Genomic DNA, 16,032 nt, shown 5'->3' with positions numbered 1-16,032 from the left:
GTTCTTTGCGTCACAGCTTGTTCAAGTCCGCCAACTTGGATCAGGAGCGCGTCGTGTCAGCAAAGCAATGGGAATTCTGGATCGACCGTGGCGGCACGTTTACTGACATCGTTGCGCGCACGCCGGACGGTGCTGTGGTGACGCAAAAACTGCTGTCCGAGAACCCCGAACACTACGCAGATGCCGCCGTACAAGGTGTGCATGATCTGATTGGCACAGATAACCCAGCGGCGGGGTCTATTGCGGCGGTGAAAATGGGCACAACTGTTGCGACCAATGCGCTGTTGGAACGAAAGGGTGAAGGCGTGTTACTGCTGATCACCGACGGGTTCCGCGACCTGCTTAAAATCGGCTACCAAACGCGACCGGATCTGTTCGCGTTGGAAATTGTGCGGCCGGAATTATTGTATGCCGACGTGGCCGAGGTGCCTGAGCGGTTGAATGCGGACGGCAGCGTTCTTGTTCCTTTGGATGTCGACGCGGTGCGGGCTGCATTGCAGTCGGGATATGATGCAGGGCTGCGGGCCGTTGCAGTCGCATTTCTGCACGCCTATCTGAACCCGGATCATGAGGTTCGGGTTGCAAAGATCGCAACAGACATCGGGTTCACCCAGATCAGCACCAGCCATCAGGTCTCCCGCCTCGCCAAATTGGTCGGGCGTGGCGACACCACGGTGGTGGATGCCTATCTGTCGCCGATTTTGCGCCGATACGTCGACCGCGTCGCGACTGCCTTGGACGTCGGGCGTGTGTGTGAACAGCTGTTCTTCATGCAATCCAGTGGCGGTCTGACGGATGCGGCGCGATTCCAAGGGCGCGATGCGATTCTATCGGGGCCAGCGGGCGGGATTGTCGGCATGGTGAAAACGGCGCAAGCTGCGGGCTACAATCAGTTGATCGGCTTTGACATGGGCGGCACATCGACGGATGTCAGCCATTATGCGGGCGATTATGAACGCTCGTTCGAAACCGAGGTCGCGGGGGTGCGGATGCGCGCGCCGATGATGGATATTCACACGGTTGCAGCCGGTGGCGGGTCAATTTGCCGCTTTGCGGACGGTCGGTTTCAGGTTGGCCCTGAAAGTGCGGGCGCCAACCCCGGCCCTGCGTGTTATCGCCGTGGCGGGCCGCTGACGGTCACGGATTGCAACGTGCTTTTGGGTAAGCTGAACCCAGATCATTTCCCCCATGTTTTCGGGATCGGCGGCGGTCAATCCCTCGATCTGGACACTGTGCGTGCGAAATTTGCGACCCTCGCGGCTGAGGTCGCGCTGAGCACGGGTGAGGCGCCACGCGCCGTTGAAGACATTGCCGAAGGCTTCCTGTCCATCGCCGTGGACAACATGGCCAATGCGATCAAGAAAATCAGCGTTCAACGCGGCCATGATGTGACCGATTACACCCTACAATGTTTTGGCGGTGCGGGCGGGCAACATGCCTGTCTGGTGGCTCAGGCGCTGGGCATGTCACGGGTGCTGATCCATCCCCTCGCCGGTGTATTGTCGGCGTTTGGTATGGGCTTGGCGGAACTGCGCGACATGCGCGAAGTGCAATTTGACGCGCCGTTGTCGGACGTTGATAAGGCGGCCGCGCAACTGGCGATCATGGCCACCGATGCGCGCGATACTGTTGTGTCCCAAGGGGCCAAAGACGTGCGCACGGACCTGTGGGCGCATCTGCGCTACAGCGGCACGCAGCAGGACCTGAAAGTGGCGTTCGACAGCATAGATGCCATGCAATTGGCGTTTGAGGCCGCACACATGTCGCGGTTCGGCTTTATCAGCCCCGACGCGCCGATCATGTTTGAAATGCTGAGCGTCGAGGCCATCGGCGAGGGCGCAAAACTGCCGGATCTGGGCGTCAAACCGGCGCAATCGCCGAAACCTGTGGCGATAGGACCGATGCATTCCAGCGGCGAGATTAAGAATTGCCCGTTTTATGATCGCACCGAAATGGGCGTTGGCGACACGGTCAACGGCCCCGCGATCATTCTGGAACCGACTGGCACGAACGTTATCGAAGCGGGATGGATGGCCGAAGTAGACGGCTTGGGTAATCTCATCCTCGCGTCCACCAATGTGGGGCGACATCTGTTGACGAGCACGGAGGTCGATCCGGTTCTACTCGAAGTAATGTCGAACCTGTTTATGTCCGTGGCCGATCAAATGGGCGCGACATTGGCCAACACCAGCCAATCGGTGAACATCAAAGAACGGTTCGATTTTTCCTGTGCGATCTTCGATGCAACGGGCGATCTGGTGGCGAATGCGCCCCACGTTCCAGTGCATTTGGGATCGATGTCGGACAGTATCAAAACAGTGATGCGCGGCTGGCCGGATGTCGCTGACGGCGACGCGTTCATGCTGAATTCGCCCTATAATGGTGGCACCCATTTGCCCGATGTCACAGTCGTCACGCCAGTGTTTATCGATGGCGCGCCGCGCTTTTGGCTGGGGTCGCGCGGGCACCACGCGGACATCGGTGGGCGCACACCGGGGTCGGCGCCGCCCGACAGCCAGCACATCGACGAAGAGGGCGTTTTGATCGACAATGTGCAGCTTGTGACGGGTGGCCGGTTCCTTGAGGACGACGCCCGCGCAACCCTTGCATCGGGGCGTTACCCCTGCCGCAACATCGACCAGAATATCGCCGATCTAAAGGCGCAAGTCGCAGCCAACGCGACGGGAATGGCGGAACTGAAACGCATCTGTGTACGCTATGGCGCGGACGTGGTGACGGCCTATATGGGCCACGTGCAAGACAACGCCGAAGAAAGCGTGCGCCGCGTGATTGATCGGCTGTCCGATGGTGAATTCACCTACCCGATGGACATCGGTCAGACAATCCAAGTCACTGTATCCGTTAATAAATCCACCCGCACCGCGACAGTTGATTTTACCGGGACAAGTGATCAGCACATTGGCAATTACAATGCGCCCTTTGCGGTATGTCGCGCGGTTGTGTTGTATGTGTTCCGCACACTTGTGGGGTCTGCGATCCCGCTCAACGAAGGCTGCCTTAAGCCGCTCAACATTATTGCACCCGAAGGCACGATGCTGAACCCACGCTATCCGGCGGCGGTGATCGCGGGCAACACCGAAGTCAGCCAAGCAGCGTGCAATGCGCTCTACGGTGCGCTCGGTGTCATCGCTGGGAGCCAAGCGACGATGAACAACTTTGTCTGGGGCAATGATCGCTTCCAGAACTATGAAACCATCGCCGGTGGCACGGGCGCGGGCCCCGGTTTCAACGGCTGTGATGCGGTCCAAAGCCACATGACGAACACGCGGATGACCGACCCTGAAATTCTCGAAAAGCGCTTTCCAGTGCGGCTGGATCGGTTTGAGGTGCGCGACGGGTCAGGTGGGGCTGGACAGTGGTCCGGCGGAAACGGCGCGCGCCGCGTCATGACGTTCTTGGAACCCGTGACCGTGACGACGCTGTGTTCGCACCGCATCGTCGCACCATTTGGTGTGGACGGCGGCAATACAGGCGCTGTGGGGCGCAATTGGGCTGTATTGCCGGATGGAACGCGCCACGATTTGCAGGGCAATGATGAAATTGATCTGCCCGCTGGTGGGACATTCTACCTTGAAACGCCAGGCGGCGGCGGTTGGGGAAAAGCCTAGCGGGTGAATCGCCATTCAGTGACTTGAATGACTGGTCTGTTGGGTGTGACTTTGATGCTTGGAAAGCCGTGCCTGTTGGGCGCATCGGGCCAACCCTGCGCCTCAATTGCGATGCTGGCGTAGGTCGGGCGGTTGTCGAAAATGTGGATTCCAGCCTCGGTTGTGGCGACGGACATTGCGATACCGGTCGCGCCTTTTAGCTCTAGAACTTTGGTCAATGCTCGGCGCTGATCGGACAGGCAAAAAGTATTGTCGAGCGCAGCGTGGCCGAGCGTGAGCGGGGTAGGGGCGGTGAAATCGAAGGGCGTGTCACTGATGGACGTGATCTCACCGGTCACAACGCTTTCATCGTCAATCGGCAGGTACGTGGCGGCGTCGATGCGCAAATGGTGGTTGCGCATGTGGTCGGTTCCGTCGAGGTTCCAGTAGCTGTGGTTCGTCAGATTGGCGAAACTGGGCGCGGCGGTTTTGATTGTGATGCTGAGCCGTAACGCTGGGCCAGCGACAATGTCGAACCGCGCCGTAATATGGCGTTTGCCAGGGAAGCCGCCATCGCCATCAGCAAGGTCGAGCGTTAAATCCAAACGATTCGGATGATGGTGCGCGATCTGCCAAATGCGGGTCTGCGTTCCGGTCGTACCGCCGTGCAGCGTGTGTTTGTCGATAAAATTAGTATCGAAATGGTGGGTCGTTTCGTCGATTGTCGCCGTGGCGTTCGAGATGCGGTTGGCCACGGGGCCGACAATCGCGCCATGGTATTTCAGCGCGCCCTCATAGTCGGACAGTTGGTCCGATCCGACCGTCAGGCTGTACGCGACACCGTCCAGCCGCAGGTCCTGCAGGATCGCGCCAAAGGTCAAGACGGTCGCGCTCAGGCCGTGCGCCGATAGGGTCAGCGCGTGAACGTCGCGACCGTCAGACGTGATGCCAAATGGCGTCATAGGGTTTCCCAATGGACCCCTGCGGCCGGGATTTCCGTTCCACGCCAGTCCATTGGTTCTGGTGCGTAATTGAACACAAAGCGGTGGGTGTCCGTGTCGCGCAGGCGCAACCCGTCTGGAAGGGCATAGTGTGTCAACCCAACCTCGACGCACAGATCGCGCAGGATCAGGTCCCATGTCGAATCATCCGGCCACCCTGCAATGTAGCGCAATTTGTCGCCAACAATCGCGCTATGACCGTCTGTCGTTCGCAATTGCACGGGTGCGTCACCCTCAAGGATTTCACGCCAATGGACAAACTGCCCGCCGTTCTCCAGCGGCACACCTACGTCCGGTGGCAGGCTTTCGGTGAGAACGACCGAGACATGAAGCGAGGCGATATTTGGCCCCAACGGGGTCGGGATTGAGAGGTGTTCCGTCTTGGTATCCGTGCGCGGGCCGATCAGCGCGGTGGCGTCTGCAAGCGCTGCGCGCAGCGGATCGCTGAGGTGCATGACTCCGGGGGCGAGGGTAAATTTGTAGGCCGATAGGTCGGCAATATCAGGCGGCACAATATCAACGTTTAACCCTGCACGCCGACAAGCGCGGTAGGCCGAAAACGCGAGGCGGAATTGATCGAAGTCCGCGCCTTGCGGTTGTGCTTCCCACGCCCAAGTGGATTCGTAATCGAAGACCAATGCGACATCGGCGCGGGTGGTGCCGACGTCCGGTAAATTATTGATTTCTTGACTGACTTGCAGCGCTTCGGCCAAGGCTGGCGCGTCTGCGCTATCGGTCCGCAACAGCCCTGCATGCATCTGTTCTTGCGCGAACGGGGCCTGTCGCCAGCGGAAATAACAGACGGTTTCAGCGCCGTGGGCGAACGCCTCCCACGCCCAAAGGCGGGCCATTCCGGGAAGCGGTGCAGGGTTGTACGGGGCCCAGTTTACCGGGCCGGGTTGTTGTTCCATGATCCACCACCTGCCGCGCCCTACGGCACGATAAAGGTCATGGTGGAACGCCTGATTGTCGGGATCGCCTTGGCGCAGGAAGCGGCGTTTGTGGGCGGGGGTGCCTTCGATGCGATCTGATAGAAACCCGATCGGATAGCTGTCCCATGATGCGATATCGAGGTCGGCGCCAACCTTGAAATGATCAAACGAGGTTTCGCGTCCCATGTAGTTGTGGATAATTGGTGCCACGGACTGCGCGCGGATTTCGACGACCTGTTCGCGGTTGAATTGCACGACCATATCCGATGAGTAGCGGTAAAAATCCAGCACATGCGGATGATTGGGTTCTGTCACTGTCAAATTGGGCAGGCCAATGTCCGCGAAGTCGTCGTAATCCATCGACCAGAACACATTGCCCCACGCACGGTTTAGCGCAGCCGTGCTTTGGTATTTCTGGGCCAGCCAGTTTTGAAAACCCTCTGTGGCAGCATAAGAATAGCTGCGCGTTGTGTCATGACAGGCATATTCGTTGTCCGTTTGCCACGCTTGAATGTGTTCATTTGATCCGTAGCGTTGCGCCAACAGCCGCGTGATGCGCCTGGATTCAGCGCGAAATCCCTGATGGGAAAAGCAGTAGTGCCGCCGTGATCCGAACCCGCGCGGGCGGCCCTGTTCGTCAATCGCCAGCATGTCGGGGTGTTTGTCGAGCATCCAGCGCGGCGGCGTTGCGGTTGGTGTGCCGAGGATGATTTTCAGGCCAGCATCGCCAAGGACATTAATCGCGCGATCAAGCCAGCCGAAGTCCATCTCACCCGGTTTGGGTTCCAGCCGCTGCCATGCAAACTCGCCGATGCGGACCCATGACAGCCCAGCATCGACCATGCGCGCCGCGTCGTCCGCCCAGATATGTTCGGGCCAATGTTCGGGATAATAGCAGACGCCGAGTGTGCGTTTCATGGGGCACCTTTGAGTTGTATTGGCCAAGATGAAGGCGCAATTAGAGAATTATCTGGTGTTCGGCTTGTCCAATGGCATCGACAGATGTCGCGAAGGTTTTGCCGTCGTCTTCCCCGATCAACCCAACGGCGGCGGAGGTGCAAAACAGCGTCTTGAAGTCCGGCCCACCAAATGCAGGGCAGGACGTTTGCACGGCAGGGAATGCAATTGTTTGGGTCAGTGTGCAGTCGGGGGCATAGCAAGCCACGCGGTTTGCGCCCCATTGGGCATTCCAGAAATTGCCAGCCGCATCAATAACTGCACCGTCTGGGCCCCATGACGTGTCGCCAAAGTCGAGCCAGACGTTGGGATCACCCAGTGGCCAGCCGTCTTTTTCGGCGAGTTTCTGGCGCATGATTTTACCGACCCGAGTGTCGCAGAAATAGGCGCAGGTTCCATCGGGGGAAAAGCAGATCGCGTTCGTGGTGGTGATGTCGGTGAAAAGTGTCCGGACCTCGCCGCGATAGTAGCGATAGATCGCGCCTGCTTTGGCTTCGCCGTTGATCCCCATAGTGCCGATCCAAAAACCGCCCCACGGGTCGGCGCGCCCGTCGTTGGAACGGGTGAGAGGGTTGTCGGCCTCAATCTGGGCGACTTGGTCGGTGGTGCCTGTCGCCAAATCCAAGATGTGCAGCCCGATGCTGTCAGCCACCAACAACCTGTCGTCGTCGATCCAGCCAGCAGCTGAGACATAGCGGTCGAACTGCCAATGGCGGTCTTTGATGTGCAAGCGCTTTGACAGAATATCAAACCAGAACAGCTCCCCGCGTTCGGGGTGCCAAAGGGGGCCTTCGCCAAGGGCGCATTGGGTGGCATCATAGATCATGGCTGGCGTGCTGCGTCATAGGCCGCAACGATGTCAGCGGCGCGCGCGGCGATCTCGGGGATGGTCATGCCCGGCGTATAAAGAGCAGAGCCGAGGCCGAAGCCATCCGCAGACGCCGCAAACCAGTCGGCAAAGTTTTCTGGCCCAGCACCCCCAACTGCGTAGACCTGCGTGCCTGTGGGTAGCACTGCGCGGATCGCTTTCAGCCCGTCGGGGCCCAGCAAGGACCCGGGAAAGATTTTCAGACCGTCAGCACCATTTTTCAGGGCGGCAAAACATTCGGTTGGGGTCATCACGCCGGGCCAGCTTTGCAGGCCAGCGACCTTGGTGGCATGGATGACGCGCGGGTCCATGTTGGGCGACACGACCAGCTTGCCGCCCGCTTGCGCGACGCGGTTCACGTCGTCGACAGACAACACTGTGCCTGCGCCGATCAGGGCGATGTCGCCATAGGCATCTGACATCGCTTTGATACTGTCGAACGGCTCGGGCGAATTCAGCGGCACTTCGATGCGGGTGATGCCTGCCTCAATCAGGACTTTTGCGGCGGCGACGGCGTCTGTCGGGGTGATTCCTCGCAGGATGGCGATGATATTGCGGGTCATTGATTTATGGTCTCCAACAGGGCGTGCGCGGCTTTGATGCCAGCGAGTGTCATTTCCTTGGCGTCCACGCACGCGGCGTTCACACCGAGTGATGCGAGGCCGGTAATATAAGGCGCAGATACCGCATCGGCCCCGATGAGCGCAACGTTCCGACCAAGCCAATAAGGTTTGGCAGCGGCAAGTTCTGCACCGATCAGCAGACCGGACAGGCGGGCGCGTAATGTGATTGTATCTGTATTATGGACCAATTGTGCGGCGCGCAGTGAAAACAAACGCGCGGCCAGTCCTTCTGGGCGCGCCAGTGTTTGTGACATGGCGTCGCCAAAGGCATCGTCGTCCCAGCCACTGTCGGCGATGGAATGGCGCAACACGGATTGGCCCGCCAGCAAAGCAAACATTTCACCCGTCATGAATGTCTGAAAGCTGATGACTTCGTTTGCCGAAATATGGGCCCATTTGGTGTGGGTTCCGGGCAGGCAGAGGACGCCGTCCCAGCCGGGGTTTTGCGCCAGAAATCCAGCGATCTGGGTTTCTTCGCCGCGCATCACGTCTGCCGGATCGGTTTGGCGAATGCCGGGGATGACATGAACTGTGAGCCCCGAACGGAGTGTCGGGGCGGTGACCATTCTTGACGGGCATACCGCGCAGGGCGTTGTTTGATAGGGCGCCTCGACCCAGCCTTGGCGCGATCCGACCATGCCGCAGGCCACGACTGTCGCCGCTTTCTTAAGCCAATCTGCACAGGATTGAGTTAGCACAGCATCGTATTCGGATGACGCTAGGGAATTCATTCCATCGGCGGACGTGCGTTCGCCCAGCACCGTGCCATCCGCCCCGATCGCCCAAAATCGGACGTTGGATGTTCCCCAGTCTGCTGCAATCCATTCAGGTGTCATACGCGATGTCCTTCCAAGACCCACATGGTCTCTGGGAAGGACCATGGCAAGGTGAGACCGTGATGCATCAGGTAGGCGCCGGAAAGTTTGGTGGCGCCTTCTTTCAGCGCGGGCGTGCCGCGTGACAGGGTCGGGGCCGATGTGCGGTTGATCAGGGACACGTCGTACATGGCGGTCGGGGCCAGACTTGTCAGGCGCAGCGGACGCGGGGCGATTTGCGTAGATGTTGCGGCTTTGCCTGCGAAAACGACGAACCGTTCGCCGCTCGGTGGCATCTGCTGTTCTGCGATAATTGCCGGATCGGGGCTGTCGAGGCGCAATATGTCGGCGTTTTCCATCCAGTCGCGGTTGTGTTTCCACCAGCTGGTGACTTCTGTCAAAACAGCGATTTCATGGTCATCCAGTTCACGCGGGTCCATTTCGAACCCCATATGCCGCTGTGCTGCGACCCAGGCGCGAAACGAAATGTCGAGCGTACGGCCGGAGGTGTGACAGCGGCGCGGACCCACATGCGATCCGGTGATCGACAAGGGCAAGAACAGGGCTGCGTTGTGTTGGATGTGCAGCCGTTCGAGCGCGTCGTTGCTGTCTGACAGCCAGACGCGTTGTGTGCGTTTCAGGATGCCGAAATCAATGCGCCCGCCGCCCGACGCACAGCTTTCAATATCCACATCGGGGAATGCGTCGCGCAGACGGTCAATCAGCTCGTATGACCCGCGGGTTTGTGCCGCGTCGGGCATCGGCAGCACGCGGTTGTGGTCCCACTTGATGTAGTCGATGTCGTGGCCTGCAAGGATCGCAGCCATGCGGGTGTAGATGAAATTGCGCACCTCTGGCAGGGCCATGTTGAGGGCCTTTTGCTGACGGCCCAGCGTCTGGTCTTCGCTGCCCAGTGCCCAATCGGGGTGGGCGCGGTGGATGTCGCTGTCGGGGTTGATCATTTCGGGTTCAAACCAGATGCCGAACGACATGCCAAGCCCGCGCACATGATCAATGAGCGGCGTCAGACCGTCGGGGTATTTGCGTACATCGACTTCCCAATCAGACAGCGCGCGGGTGTCATCGTCGCGGTTGCCAAACCAGCCATCGTCGAGCACGAAGCGTTCCGCGCCAAGGGCTGCGGCGCGGTTGGCGATGTCTGTCAGCACGTCAAGTTTGTGATCGAAATAGACAGCTTCCCAGCAGTTGTAATGCACGGGGCGCGGGTTCTTGGGTTTAGGCCACGTGACAATGCGGTCCCGCACGTGGCGCTGAAACGACACAGCACAGCCGTTCAGGCCGGTGTCGGAATAGGTCATGTATAGCGGCGCTGTGCTGAATTGCGTCGCGGCTTCTGGTTCCATGCGGGCCGCGTGGCCCCATTGGATTTGGCGGCGGCCATCGGGCAGTTCTTCGGCGACCATGCGGTGCCCGCCCGACCAGCCGTAATGAAACCCGTAGGCTTCGCCGTGGGTATTGGTTGCGCCAACGCAAGGCACGATTAGACCGGGGAAATGCTCGTGTCCGGTGCGCCCTGTGCGGTTTTCACGATAACGGATGCCGGGGGACCACGGCGTGCGGTTCGTTTCAAATTCACGACACCAGCGGCCTGAAAAATCAATCATTTCATCCGACAGTTGCGGTGCAGGCATCACAGGGGCGGCAAGCCAGTGCAGATGCACGGGCGCATCGGCCTGAAGGGTTGTCTTGGCGCGAATGATGTAGGTGTCTGGATCGGTTTCAAATTCAAACATCAGGGTCAAACCGTTGTCGGAGTCGCGGTATTTCAGGATCAGGCCTTTTTCGTTCTCGGCCGATGCGAAATGGAATTTTGGTAGCAACGGCGTGCCGTCTTTACGGCGCACGATCAGGCCGGGTTGACCGGGGAAGGTGCGCGATGCCTCAGGACACAGCGACAGGTCCGGATTTTCATCCAACATGCCACCTGTAACATCAATGGCATTGGCCGCGTGCACCGCGGACAGGTCTTCGTCCTTGGGCAGCATTGCGCCCCAATAGACCACTTCTGGCAAACGCTCGCGCGTTGCAGCCAGAACCAGTGTCTGACGGCCATCATCCAATCGCCATGTTTTCATTACTTGACGGCTCCGAGGGTAAGGCCCGCGATGAAGTGCTTCTGCATCAGGAAAAACATCGCGACGGGGGGGAGGGCGGCGACAATGCTGCCTGCGGACATCAGGTGATAAGCCGAACGGAATTGGCTGTTGAAGCTGGTGATACCTGCGGTGACTGGCTGGCTGTCGGGCCCTTGGGTCAGCACGATCGCCCAGAAATAATCGTTCCAGATGAAGGTAAAGATCAGCACGGACAGGGCGGCGAGTGCTGGTTTCATCAGGGGCAGCACAACATAGACGAAAATGCGCCATTCGGACACACCTTCAACGCGGGCCGCTTCGATCAATGCAAACGGCAATTGGCGAATGAAATTGCGCATGAACAGCGTGCAGAACCCGGTCTGGAACGCCACGTGAAACAGGATCAGACCCATTTTCGTATCATAAAGGCCGAGGTTCAGCGTTAGGTCGCGCACAGGGACCATCAGGATCTGGAACGGCACAAAATTGCCCGCAATGAACATGAAAAAGATCAGCAAGTTGCCGCGAAACCTGTAAACGCCCAACGCAAAGCCTGTCATCGACGACAGGATGACCGCGCCGATAACTGTCGGCACTGTGATGAATACCGAATTCAGTAAATAGCGCGGCATGTCACTTTCGAAGAAAACCTTGCCGTAGTTGGTGAACATCTCGAACGAACTGGGCATGCCCCAGTAGTTGCCGTTGACGAAATCCGCCTCCGGTTTGATCGAAAAGATCGCAACGGCGATCAGCGGCAGCAGCCAGATGACCAGTACGACGGGCAACAAGGCCTGATAGCCCAGCTGCCATTGGCGGGAGCGTTTTTCTATTGGTGTCGGAAACATCAGCGCGCCCCTTTTTCGTCTTGGTACATGGACCACAGGAAGTAGGTGATGAAGATCAGCATCAGGAAGAACAGCACCACAGCAATCGCTGCACCGTAGCCCATGCGGAATCCGAACTCGGAGAGCGACTCCTCGAACATATAAAAACTCAGCACGCGGGTGGACCCGAAGGGGCCGCCGTTGGTCATCACAGCGATGAAGTCAAACGAGCGCAGAGCGCCGATGATCGTCACCACGAAGGCAATGAAAGTGGCCGGTTTCAGTTGCGGCAGGATGACATACCACAACATCCGCGCACCCTTGGCACCATCCAGACGCGCTGCCTCGACCTGTTCGGGATCAACAGCGTTCAGACCGGTCAGATACAGGATCATGCAATAGGCCGTCTGCGGCCACAGCCCCGCCGTGATAATGCCGTAGGTCGCGGTGTTGGGATTACCTAAGATTCCGCCAGAAACATCGATGCCAACTGTGCCGACGATGATGTCGAAAAGCCCGTCGTTGGGCAGGTAGAACCACGAAAACACGAGGCCAACGACCACCTGAGAAATCACGAACGGAAAGAAAAACAACGACTTATAGAGCCGGATGCCGAACACTTTCTGGTTCAGGAACAATGATATGAACAGCCCCATCGGGATCGCCAGCAGGTATAGAGCGAGCCAGCGCACGTTGTTCCAGAAAGAGATACCGAACTTGCGATCCCCCCCCAGAAGACGTTCGTAGTTCGCCGTCCCGACCCATGTCTTTTCGCCCAGACCGTCCCATTCATGGAACGAAATCCAGAACGACTGGAAGATCGGGAAAATCACATAGAGCGCGAAAAAGATGATGCCGGGGATCAGGAAAAGCCACGGGGTAACGGCGATTTCGTTGCGCTTGTACCAGCTTCGGGTGGGGGCAGTGGTCGTGGTCATGATGGTCTCCTGACGGGTCAACACATGTGAAAGGCGCGAAGCGGCGGCTTGCAGATGAGTTGGAGGGAAGTAGGGCAGGTCCCGAAAGGCCTGCCCCAAATTTTGGTTACTGGTAGACGCGCTGGCGTGTCTCTTCGAGGCGCTCAAGGATGTCGTCCAGATTGTCTGGGAACACCATGAACTCCTGCAGGCCTTCCATGCCGGAAGATGCCATCTCAGCAGGGAAGTCGCGGTCAAAGAACTGCATGATGCCGCCAGATGCGTTGTCGGACAGCATCTCAAAGCCTTCCTGGATGAACTTGTCATCGGACACGGACGCGGATGCGTTCACTGGAAGCTGACCGAGGGCGTCGCCGCCATTGATCTCGCCCTGAACATCAGCAGATGTGACATAAAGCAGGAATGCTTTTGCCGCTTCTACGTTCTGTGCAGCCGCCGGAATGTGGAACGTATCCGTAGGTGCGTCTTCGGCTGGTGCAACGTCAGGGTTGATCTGCGGGAACTGGTAGAAGTCCAGCTGATCGTCCGTCAGGCCGCCATCGCGGAACGCCGCAACCGCAAAGTTACCCATCAGGTAGGCTGTCGCATCGCCGTTCAAGAAGGGAGGAATCGCGTCCTGCCAGCTCATGGACTGGTGATCGTCGATGAAGGCACCCATGTCGATCAGCTGACGCCAGTTTGCGAACGTGTCGCGCACGCGCTCGTCTGTCCATTCTACTTCGCCATTGGCGAGCTGGATGTGGAACTCATAGCCGTTGGTGCGGGAGTTGATGTAGTCGAACCAACCGCCAGCTGTCCAAAGGAACTTGGTGCCGATGGTGTAGCACTTGCGGCCAGAGTCGATGATGACCTGACAGTTCGCCAGTTCCTGATCCCAAGTTGCCGGTTCTTCTAGACCCAGCTCCTCAAAGATGTCTTTGCGGTAGTACACGCCCCATTGGTAGTACGTGTAAGGCACGCCCCACTGGGCGCCGTTCAGTGTCATCGCACCTTTGGTGGACGCAAGTGCGTCCATCGCTGGATCTTCCCACAGATCGGAGATGTCCATGAACAGGCCAGCATCGACGTATGGTGTCATACGGGTTGCGGCGTACCAGTTCACAACGTCTGGTGCATTTGCGGACAGCGCGTTGCGGATCTGTGTTTTCCAAGCCTCACGGTCAACGATCTCAAGTTCGATGTTCAGGTCCGGGTTCAATGCGCCAAAATCGGCGACCAGACCTTCCATCACTGCGCGTGGTGCAGGGTTAGACATGTCTGAAACGATACGAAGTTCACCGGCGAGCGAATGCGCGTCGGCGAAGGCGGATGTCGATGCGACACCCAGAGCAAGCGCCGCAGCGGATGCTTTAATAATGGAATTCATGGTTTCCTCCCTTAGATTCCGGCATCAAAAGTTCCATTAGTTGAAACTTAGTTTTGAATATTGAAATTTAATCTCGAATCGCCCATGCTTGTCAATACTGAGGTTTGAGGATTTCGGGATCTAAGGAGGACATCGTGGCTGCATCAGGGGGCGGAACCGTCGGTAAAGCGTTAGAAGTATTGGATAACGTGGCGTCTTATGGTCGCCCTGTCCGTTTTTCTGAACTGCAGGGCGCGTCGCGATTTCCCAAGGCGACGCTCTACCGATTCGTTCAGACGTTGACCAATCAGGGCATGCTGGCGTTTGATCCTGACCGCGGAACCTATGCTCCGGGGATGCGGTTGGTCCGTTTGGCCCATGCCGCTTGGCAGACGGCGTCGCTGGCGCCAATCGCGGCAGGTCATATTGATCGCCTCAGCGCGGATGTCGGTGAAACGGTTCATCTTGCGCAGCTCGACCATGCGCAGGTGATCTATGTCGACAAACGCAACGCCGCCGATCCGGTGCAGATGTATAGCCAATCCGGTAAGGTCGGGCCGGCCTATTGCACGGGCGTGGGCAAGGTGATGATGGCGTATCTGCCCGAGGCGGATTTGGTTGACGCGCTGGGCCAGCAAAGCTTTCACCGCTTCACCGACACCACCCACACAACCGTCGAAAGCCTGCGCGCCGAACTCACCGACATCCGCGCCAATGGCTACGGGTTTGATCGCGAAGAACATGAACCCGGGATCATTTGCATCGCGCTGCCGATCCTGACCGAAACGAACCGTGCTTTGGGGGCCATTTCGGTGACCAGCACCACAACCCGCACCAACCTTGCGGGGCTCGAAAGCCTCGTTCAACGCATCCGCACGACGGCTGAGGCCATCGCGAAAGACGCCAGCTCATGGCACTTTCCGATCCCAGCCAGATCATCCTAGGAAGGAACCAACATCATGTCTGGTGTAACGCTGAATAACGTGATCAAGAAATACGGCGACGTTCAAGTGATCCACGGGATCAACCTTGAAATCGAAGACGGTGAGTTCTGCGTCTTTGTCGGCCCGTCAGGTTGCGGCAAGTCTACGCTGCTGCGGATGGTTGCGGGTCTGGAAGAAACGACAGGCGGAACCATGAGCATCGGGGAGCGTGACGTGACCCGCATGGACCCGTCCGAGCGTGGCGTGGCAATGGTGTTCCAGACCTACGCGCTTTACCCGCATATGACCGTTAAAGAAAACATGGGGTTCGGTCTGAAGATGAACCGCCACCCCAAAAAAGAGATTGAGGAGAAGGTCGCGGAAGCGACACGGATCCTCAAACTCGAAGACTATCTGTCGCGCAAACCTGCGGCTCTATCGGGTGGTCAGCGCCAGCGTGTTTCGATTGGCCGTGCGATTGTCCGCGGCCCCGAAGTGTTCTTGTTCGACGAACCACTGTCAAATCTTGATGCTGAATTGCGCGTTGAAATGCGGGTGGAAATCGCGCGTCTGCACAAAGAAATCGGTGCGACGATGATCTATGTGACCCACGATCAGGTCGAAGCGATGACGCTGGCCGACAAGATCGTCGTGTTGCGCAAGGGCATTATTGAACAGGTCGGTGCGCCGATGGATCTGTACCGCGACCCCGACAACAAATTCGTCGCTGGTTTCATTGGCAGCCCTGCGATGAATTTCATGAATGGTGTTGTGGGTGACAACGCGGTTGAGGTCGCAGCCTTGAAGATGACTGTGCCGGCCACGATTGCGCCAGCCTACAAAGGGAAATCTGTCAGCGTTGGTTTGCGTCCTGAACACCTTATGATTGATCCAACGGGCGATGCGATGCGGGTTGATCTGACCGAAAGCCTCGGCGGGGTGAGTTATGCCTACCTCGTCGCTGAAACCGGAGAGCGGCTCGTCATCGAAGAGCGCGGTGATGAGCGGGTGTCTGAGGGCCAAATGGTCGGGCTGAGCTTTGAGAACAAACGCGTCTTTCTGTTTGACGCAGAGACCGAACTGCGCATCCGCACGTAGG

At 58.3% G+C, this 16,032-nt stretch carries 12 protein-coding genes; 3 read left to right on the top strand and 9 right to left on the bottom strand.

The annotated features are described in order from the left end of the window. Positions 1-53 precede the first annotated feature (53 nt). Complete coding sequence (locus OA238_RS19805) at positions 54-3,629, top strand: hydantoinase B/oxoprolinase family protein (protein ID WP_015496570.1); 3,576 nt, start codon at positions 54-56, stop codon at positions 3,627-3,629. Here the strand turns inward: OA238_RS19805 and OA238_RS19800 are convergent. The 9 genes from OA238_RS19800 to OA238_RS19760 form a co-directional block, all read right to left on the bottom strand. Then, entirely contained in the window at positions 3,626-4,570 is a 945-nt protein-coding gene (locus OA238_RS19800; protein ID WP_015496569.1) for an aldose epimerase family protein, read from the bottom strand. The two genes, OA238_RS19805 and OA238_RS19800, sit on opposite strands and share 4 nt — an antisense overlap. After that, entirely contained in the window at positions 4,567-6,459 is a 1,893-nt protein-coding gene (locus OA238_RS19795) for a beta-galactosidase (RefSeq protein WP_015496568.1), read from the bottom strand. The genes OA238_RS19800 and OA238_RS19795 overlap by 4 nt, the downstream gene beginning before the upstream one ends. A gap of 40 nt (positions 6,460-6,499) precedes the next feature. Beyond that, positions 6,500-7,324 (bottom strand): SMP-30/gluconolactonase/LRE family protein, encoded by an 825-nt coding sequence (locus OA238_RS19790; RefSeq protein WP_015496567.1) that lies wholly within the window; start codon positions 7,322-7,324, stop codon positions 6,500-6,502. Next, positions 7,321-7,929, bottom strand: coding sequence for a 2-dehydro-3-deoxy-6-phosphogalactonate aldolase (locus OA238_RS19785; protein ID WP_015496566.1), 609 nt, complete (start codon positions 7,927-7,929; stop codon positions 7,321-7,323). Before OA238_RS19785 ends, OA238_RS19790 begins: the two co-directional genes overlap by 4 nt. After that, positions 7,926-8,825: a 2-dehydro-3-deoxygalactonokinase gene (locus OA238_RS19780; protein WP_015496565.1), complete on the bottom strand. Its 900-nt coding sequence runs from the start codon at positions 8,823-8,825 to the stop codon at positions 7,926-7,928. The genes OA238_RS19785 and OA238_RS19780 overlap by 4 nt, the downstream gene beginning before the upstream one ends. Next, positions 8,822-10,900 (bottom strand): alpha-galactosidase, encoded by a 2,079-nt coding sequence (locus OA238_RS19775; RefSeq protein WP_015496564.1) that lies wholly within the window; start codon positions 10,898-10,900, stop codon positions 8,822-8,824. Before OA238_RS19775 ends, OA238_RS19780 begins: the two co-directional genes overlap by 4 nt. Next, the gene (locus tag OA238_RS19770; RefSeq protein WP_015496563.1) at positions 10,900-11,748 is read right to left on the bottom strand and encodes a carbohydrate ABC transporter permease; all 849 of its coding nucleotides are present in this window, start codon (positions 11,746-11,748) and stop codon (positions 10,900-10,902) included. Before OA238_RS19770 ends, OA238_RS19775 begins: the two co-directional genes overlap by 1 nt. Continuing rightward, positions 11,748-12,665: a carbohydrate ABC transporter permease gene (locus tag OA238_RS19765; protein ID WP_015496562.1), complete on the bottom strand. Its 918-nt coding sequence runs from the start codon at positions 12,663-12,665 to the stop codon at positions 11,748-11,750. The genes OA238_RS19770 and OA238_RS19765 overlap by 1 nt, the downstream gene beginning before the upstream one ends. A 106-nt stretch (positions 12,666-12,771) precedes the next feature. After that, positions 12,772-14,031: an ABC transporter substrate-binding protein gene (locus OA238_RS19760; protein ID WP_015496561.1), complete on the bottom strand. Its 1,260-nt coding sequence runs from the start codon at positions 14,029-14,031 to the stop codon at positions 12,772-12,774. Positions 14,032-14,165: 134 nt separating this feature from the next. Between OA238_RS19760 and OA238_RS19755 the strand changes: the two genes are divergently transcribed. Both OA238_RS19755 and OA238_RS19750 read left to right on the top strand, forming a co-directional pair. Then, positions 14,166-14,954 carry an IclR family transcriptional regulator gene (locus OA238_RS19755; protein ID WP_015496560.1) on the top strand — a complete coding sequence of 263 codons (789 nt, stop codon included), beginning with the start codon at positions 14,166-14,168 and terminating at the stop codon, positions 14,952-14,954. 15 nt (positions 14,955-14,969) lie between these two features. Then, positions 14,970-16,031: an ABC transporter ATP-binding protein gene (locus OA238_RS19750; RefSeq protein ID WP_015496559.1), complete on the top strand. Its 1,062-nt coding sequence runs from the start codon at positions 14,970-14,972 to the stop codon at positions 16,029-16,031. Position 16,032: the final 1 nt, after the last annotated feature.

The sequence above is a fragment of the Octadecabacter arcticus 238 genome, from assembly GCF_000155735.2.
GTDB classification, from domain to species: domain Bacteria; phylum Pseudomonadota; class Alphaproteobacteria; order Rhodobacterales; family Rhodobacteraceae; genus Octadecabacter; species Octadecabacter arcticus.
This window is presented reverse-complemented; position numbering and strand designations above follow the sequence as displayed.

Bases quoted from the DNA above. Each gene is read 5' to 3' on its own strand.
- OA238_RS19765 (WP_015496562.1), bottom strand. From the start codon at position 12,665: ATGACCACGACCACTGCCCCCACCCGAAGCTGGTACAAGCGCAACGAA.
- OA238_RS19785 (WP_015496566.1), bottom strand. From the start codon at position 7,929: ATGACCCGCAATATCATCGCCATCCTGCGAGGAATCACCCCGACAGAC.
- OA238_RS19775 (WP_015496564.1), bottom strand. From the start codon at position 10,900: ATGAAAACATGGCGATTGGATGATGGCCGTCAGACACTGGTTCTGGCT.
- OA238_RS19760 (WP_015496561.1), bottom strand. From the start codon at position 14,031: ATGAATTCCATTATTAAAGCATCCGCTGCGGCGCTTGCTCTGGGTGTC.
- OA238_RS19800 (WP_015496569.1), bottom strand. From the start codon at position 4,570: ATGACGCCATTTGGCATCACGTCTGACGGTCGCGACGTTCACGCGCTG.
- OA238_RS19780 (WP_015496565.1), bottom strand. From the start codon at position 8,825: ATGACACCTGAATGGATTGCAGCAGACTGGGGAACATCCAACGTCCGA.
- OA238_RS19790 (WP_015496567.1), bottom strand. From the start codon at position 7,324: ATGATCTATGATGCCACCCAATGCGCCCTTGGCGAAGGCCCCCTTTGG.
- OA238_RS19795 (WP_015496568.1), bottom strand. From the start codon at position 6,459: ATGAAACGCACACTCGGCGTCTGCTATTATCCCGAACATTGGCCCGAA.
- OA238_RS19750 (WP_015496559.1), top strand. From the start codon at position 14,970: ATGTCTGGTGTAACGCTGAATAACGTGATCAAGAAATACGGCGACGTT.
- OA238_RS19770 (WP_015496563.1), bottom strand. From the start codon at position 11,748: ATGTTTCCGACACCAATAGAAAAACGCTCCCGCCAATGGCAGCTGGGC.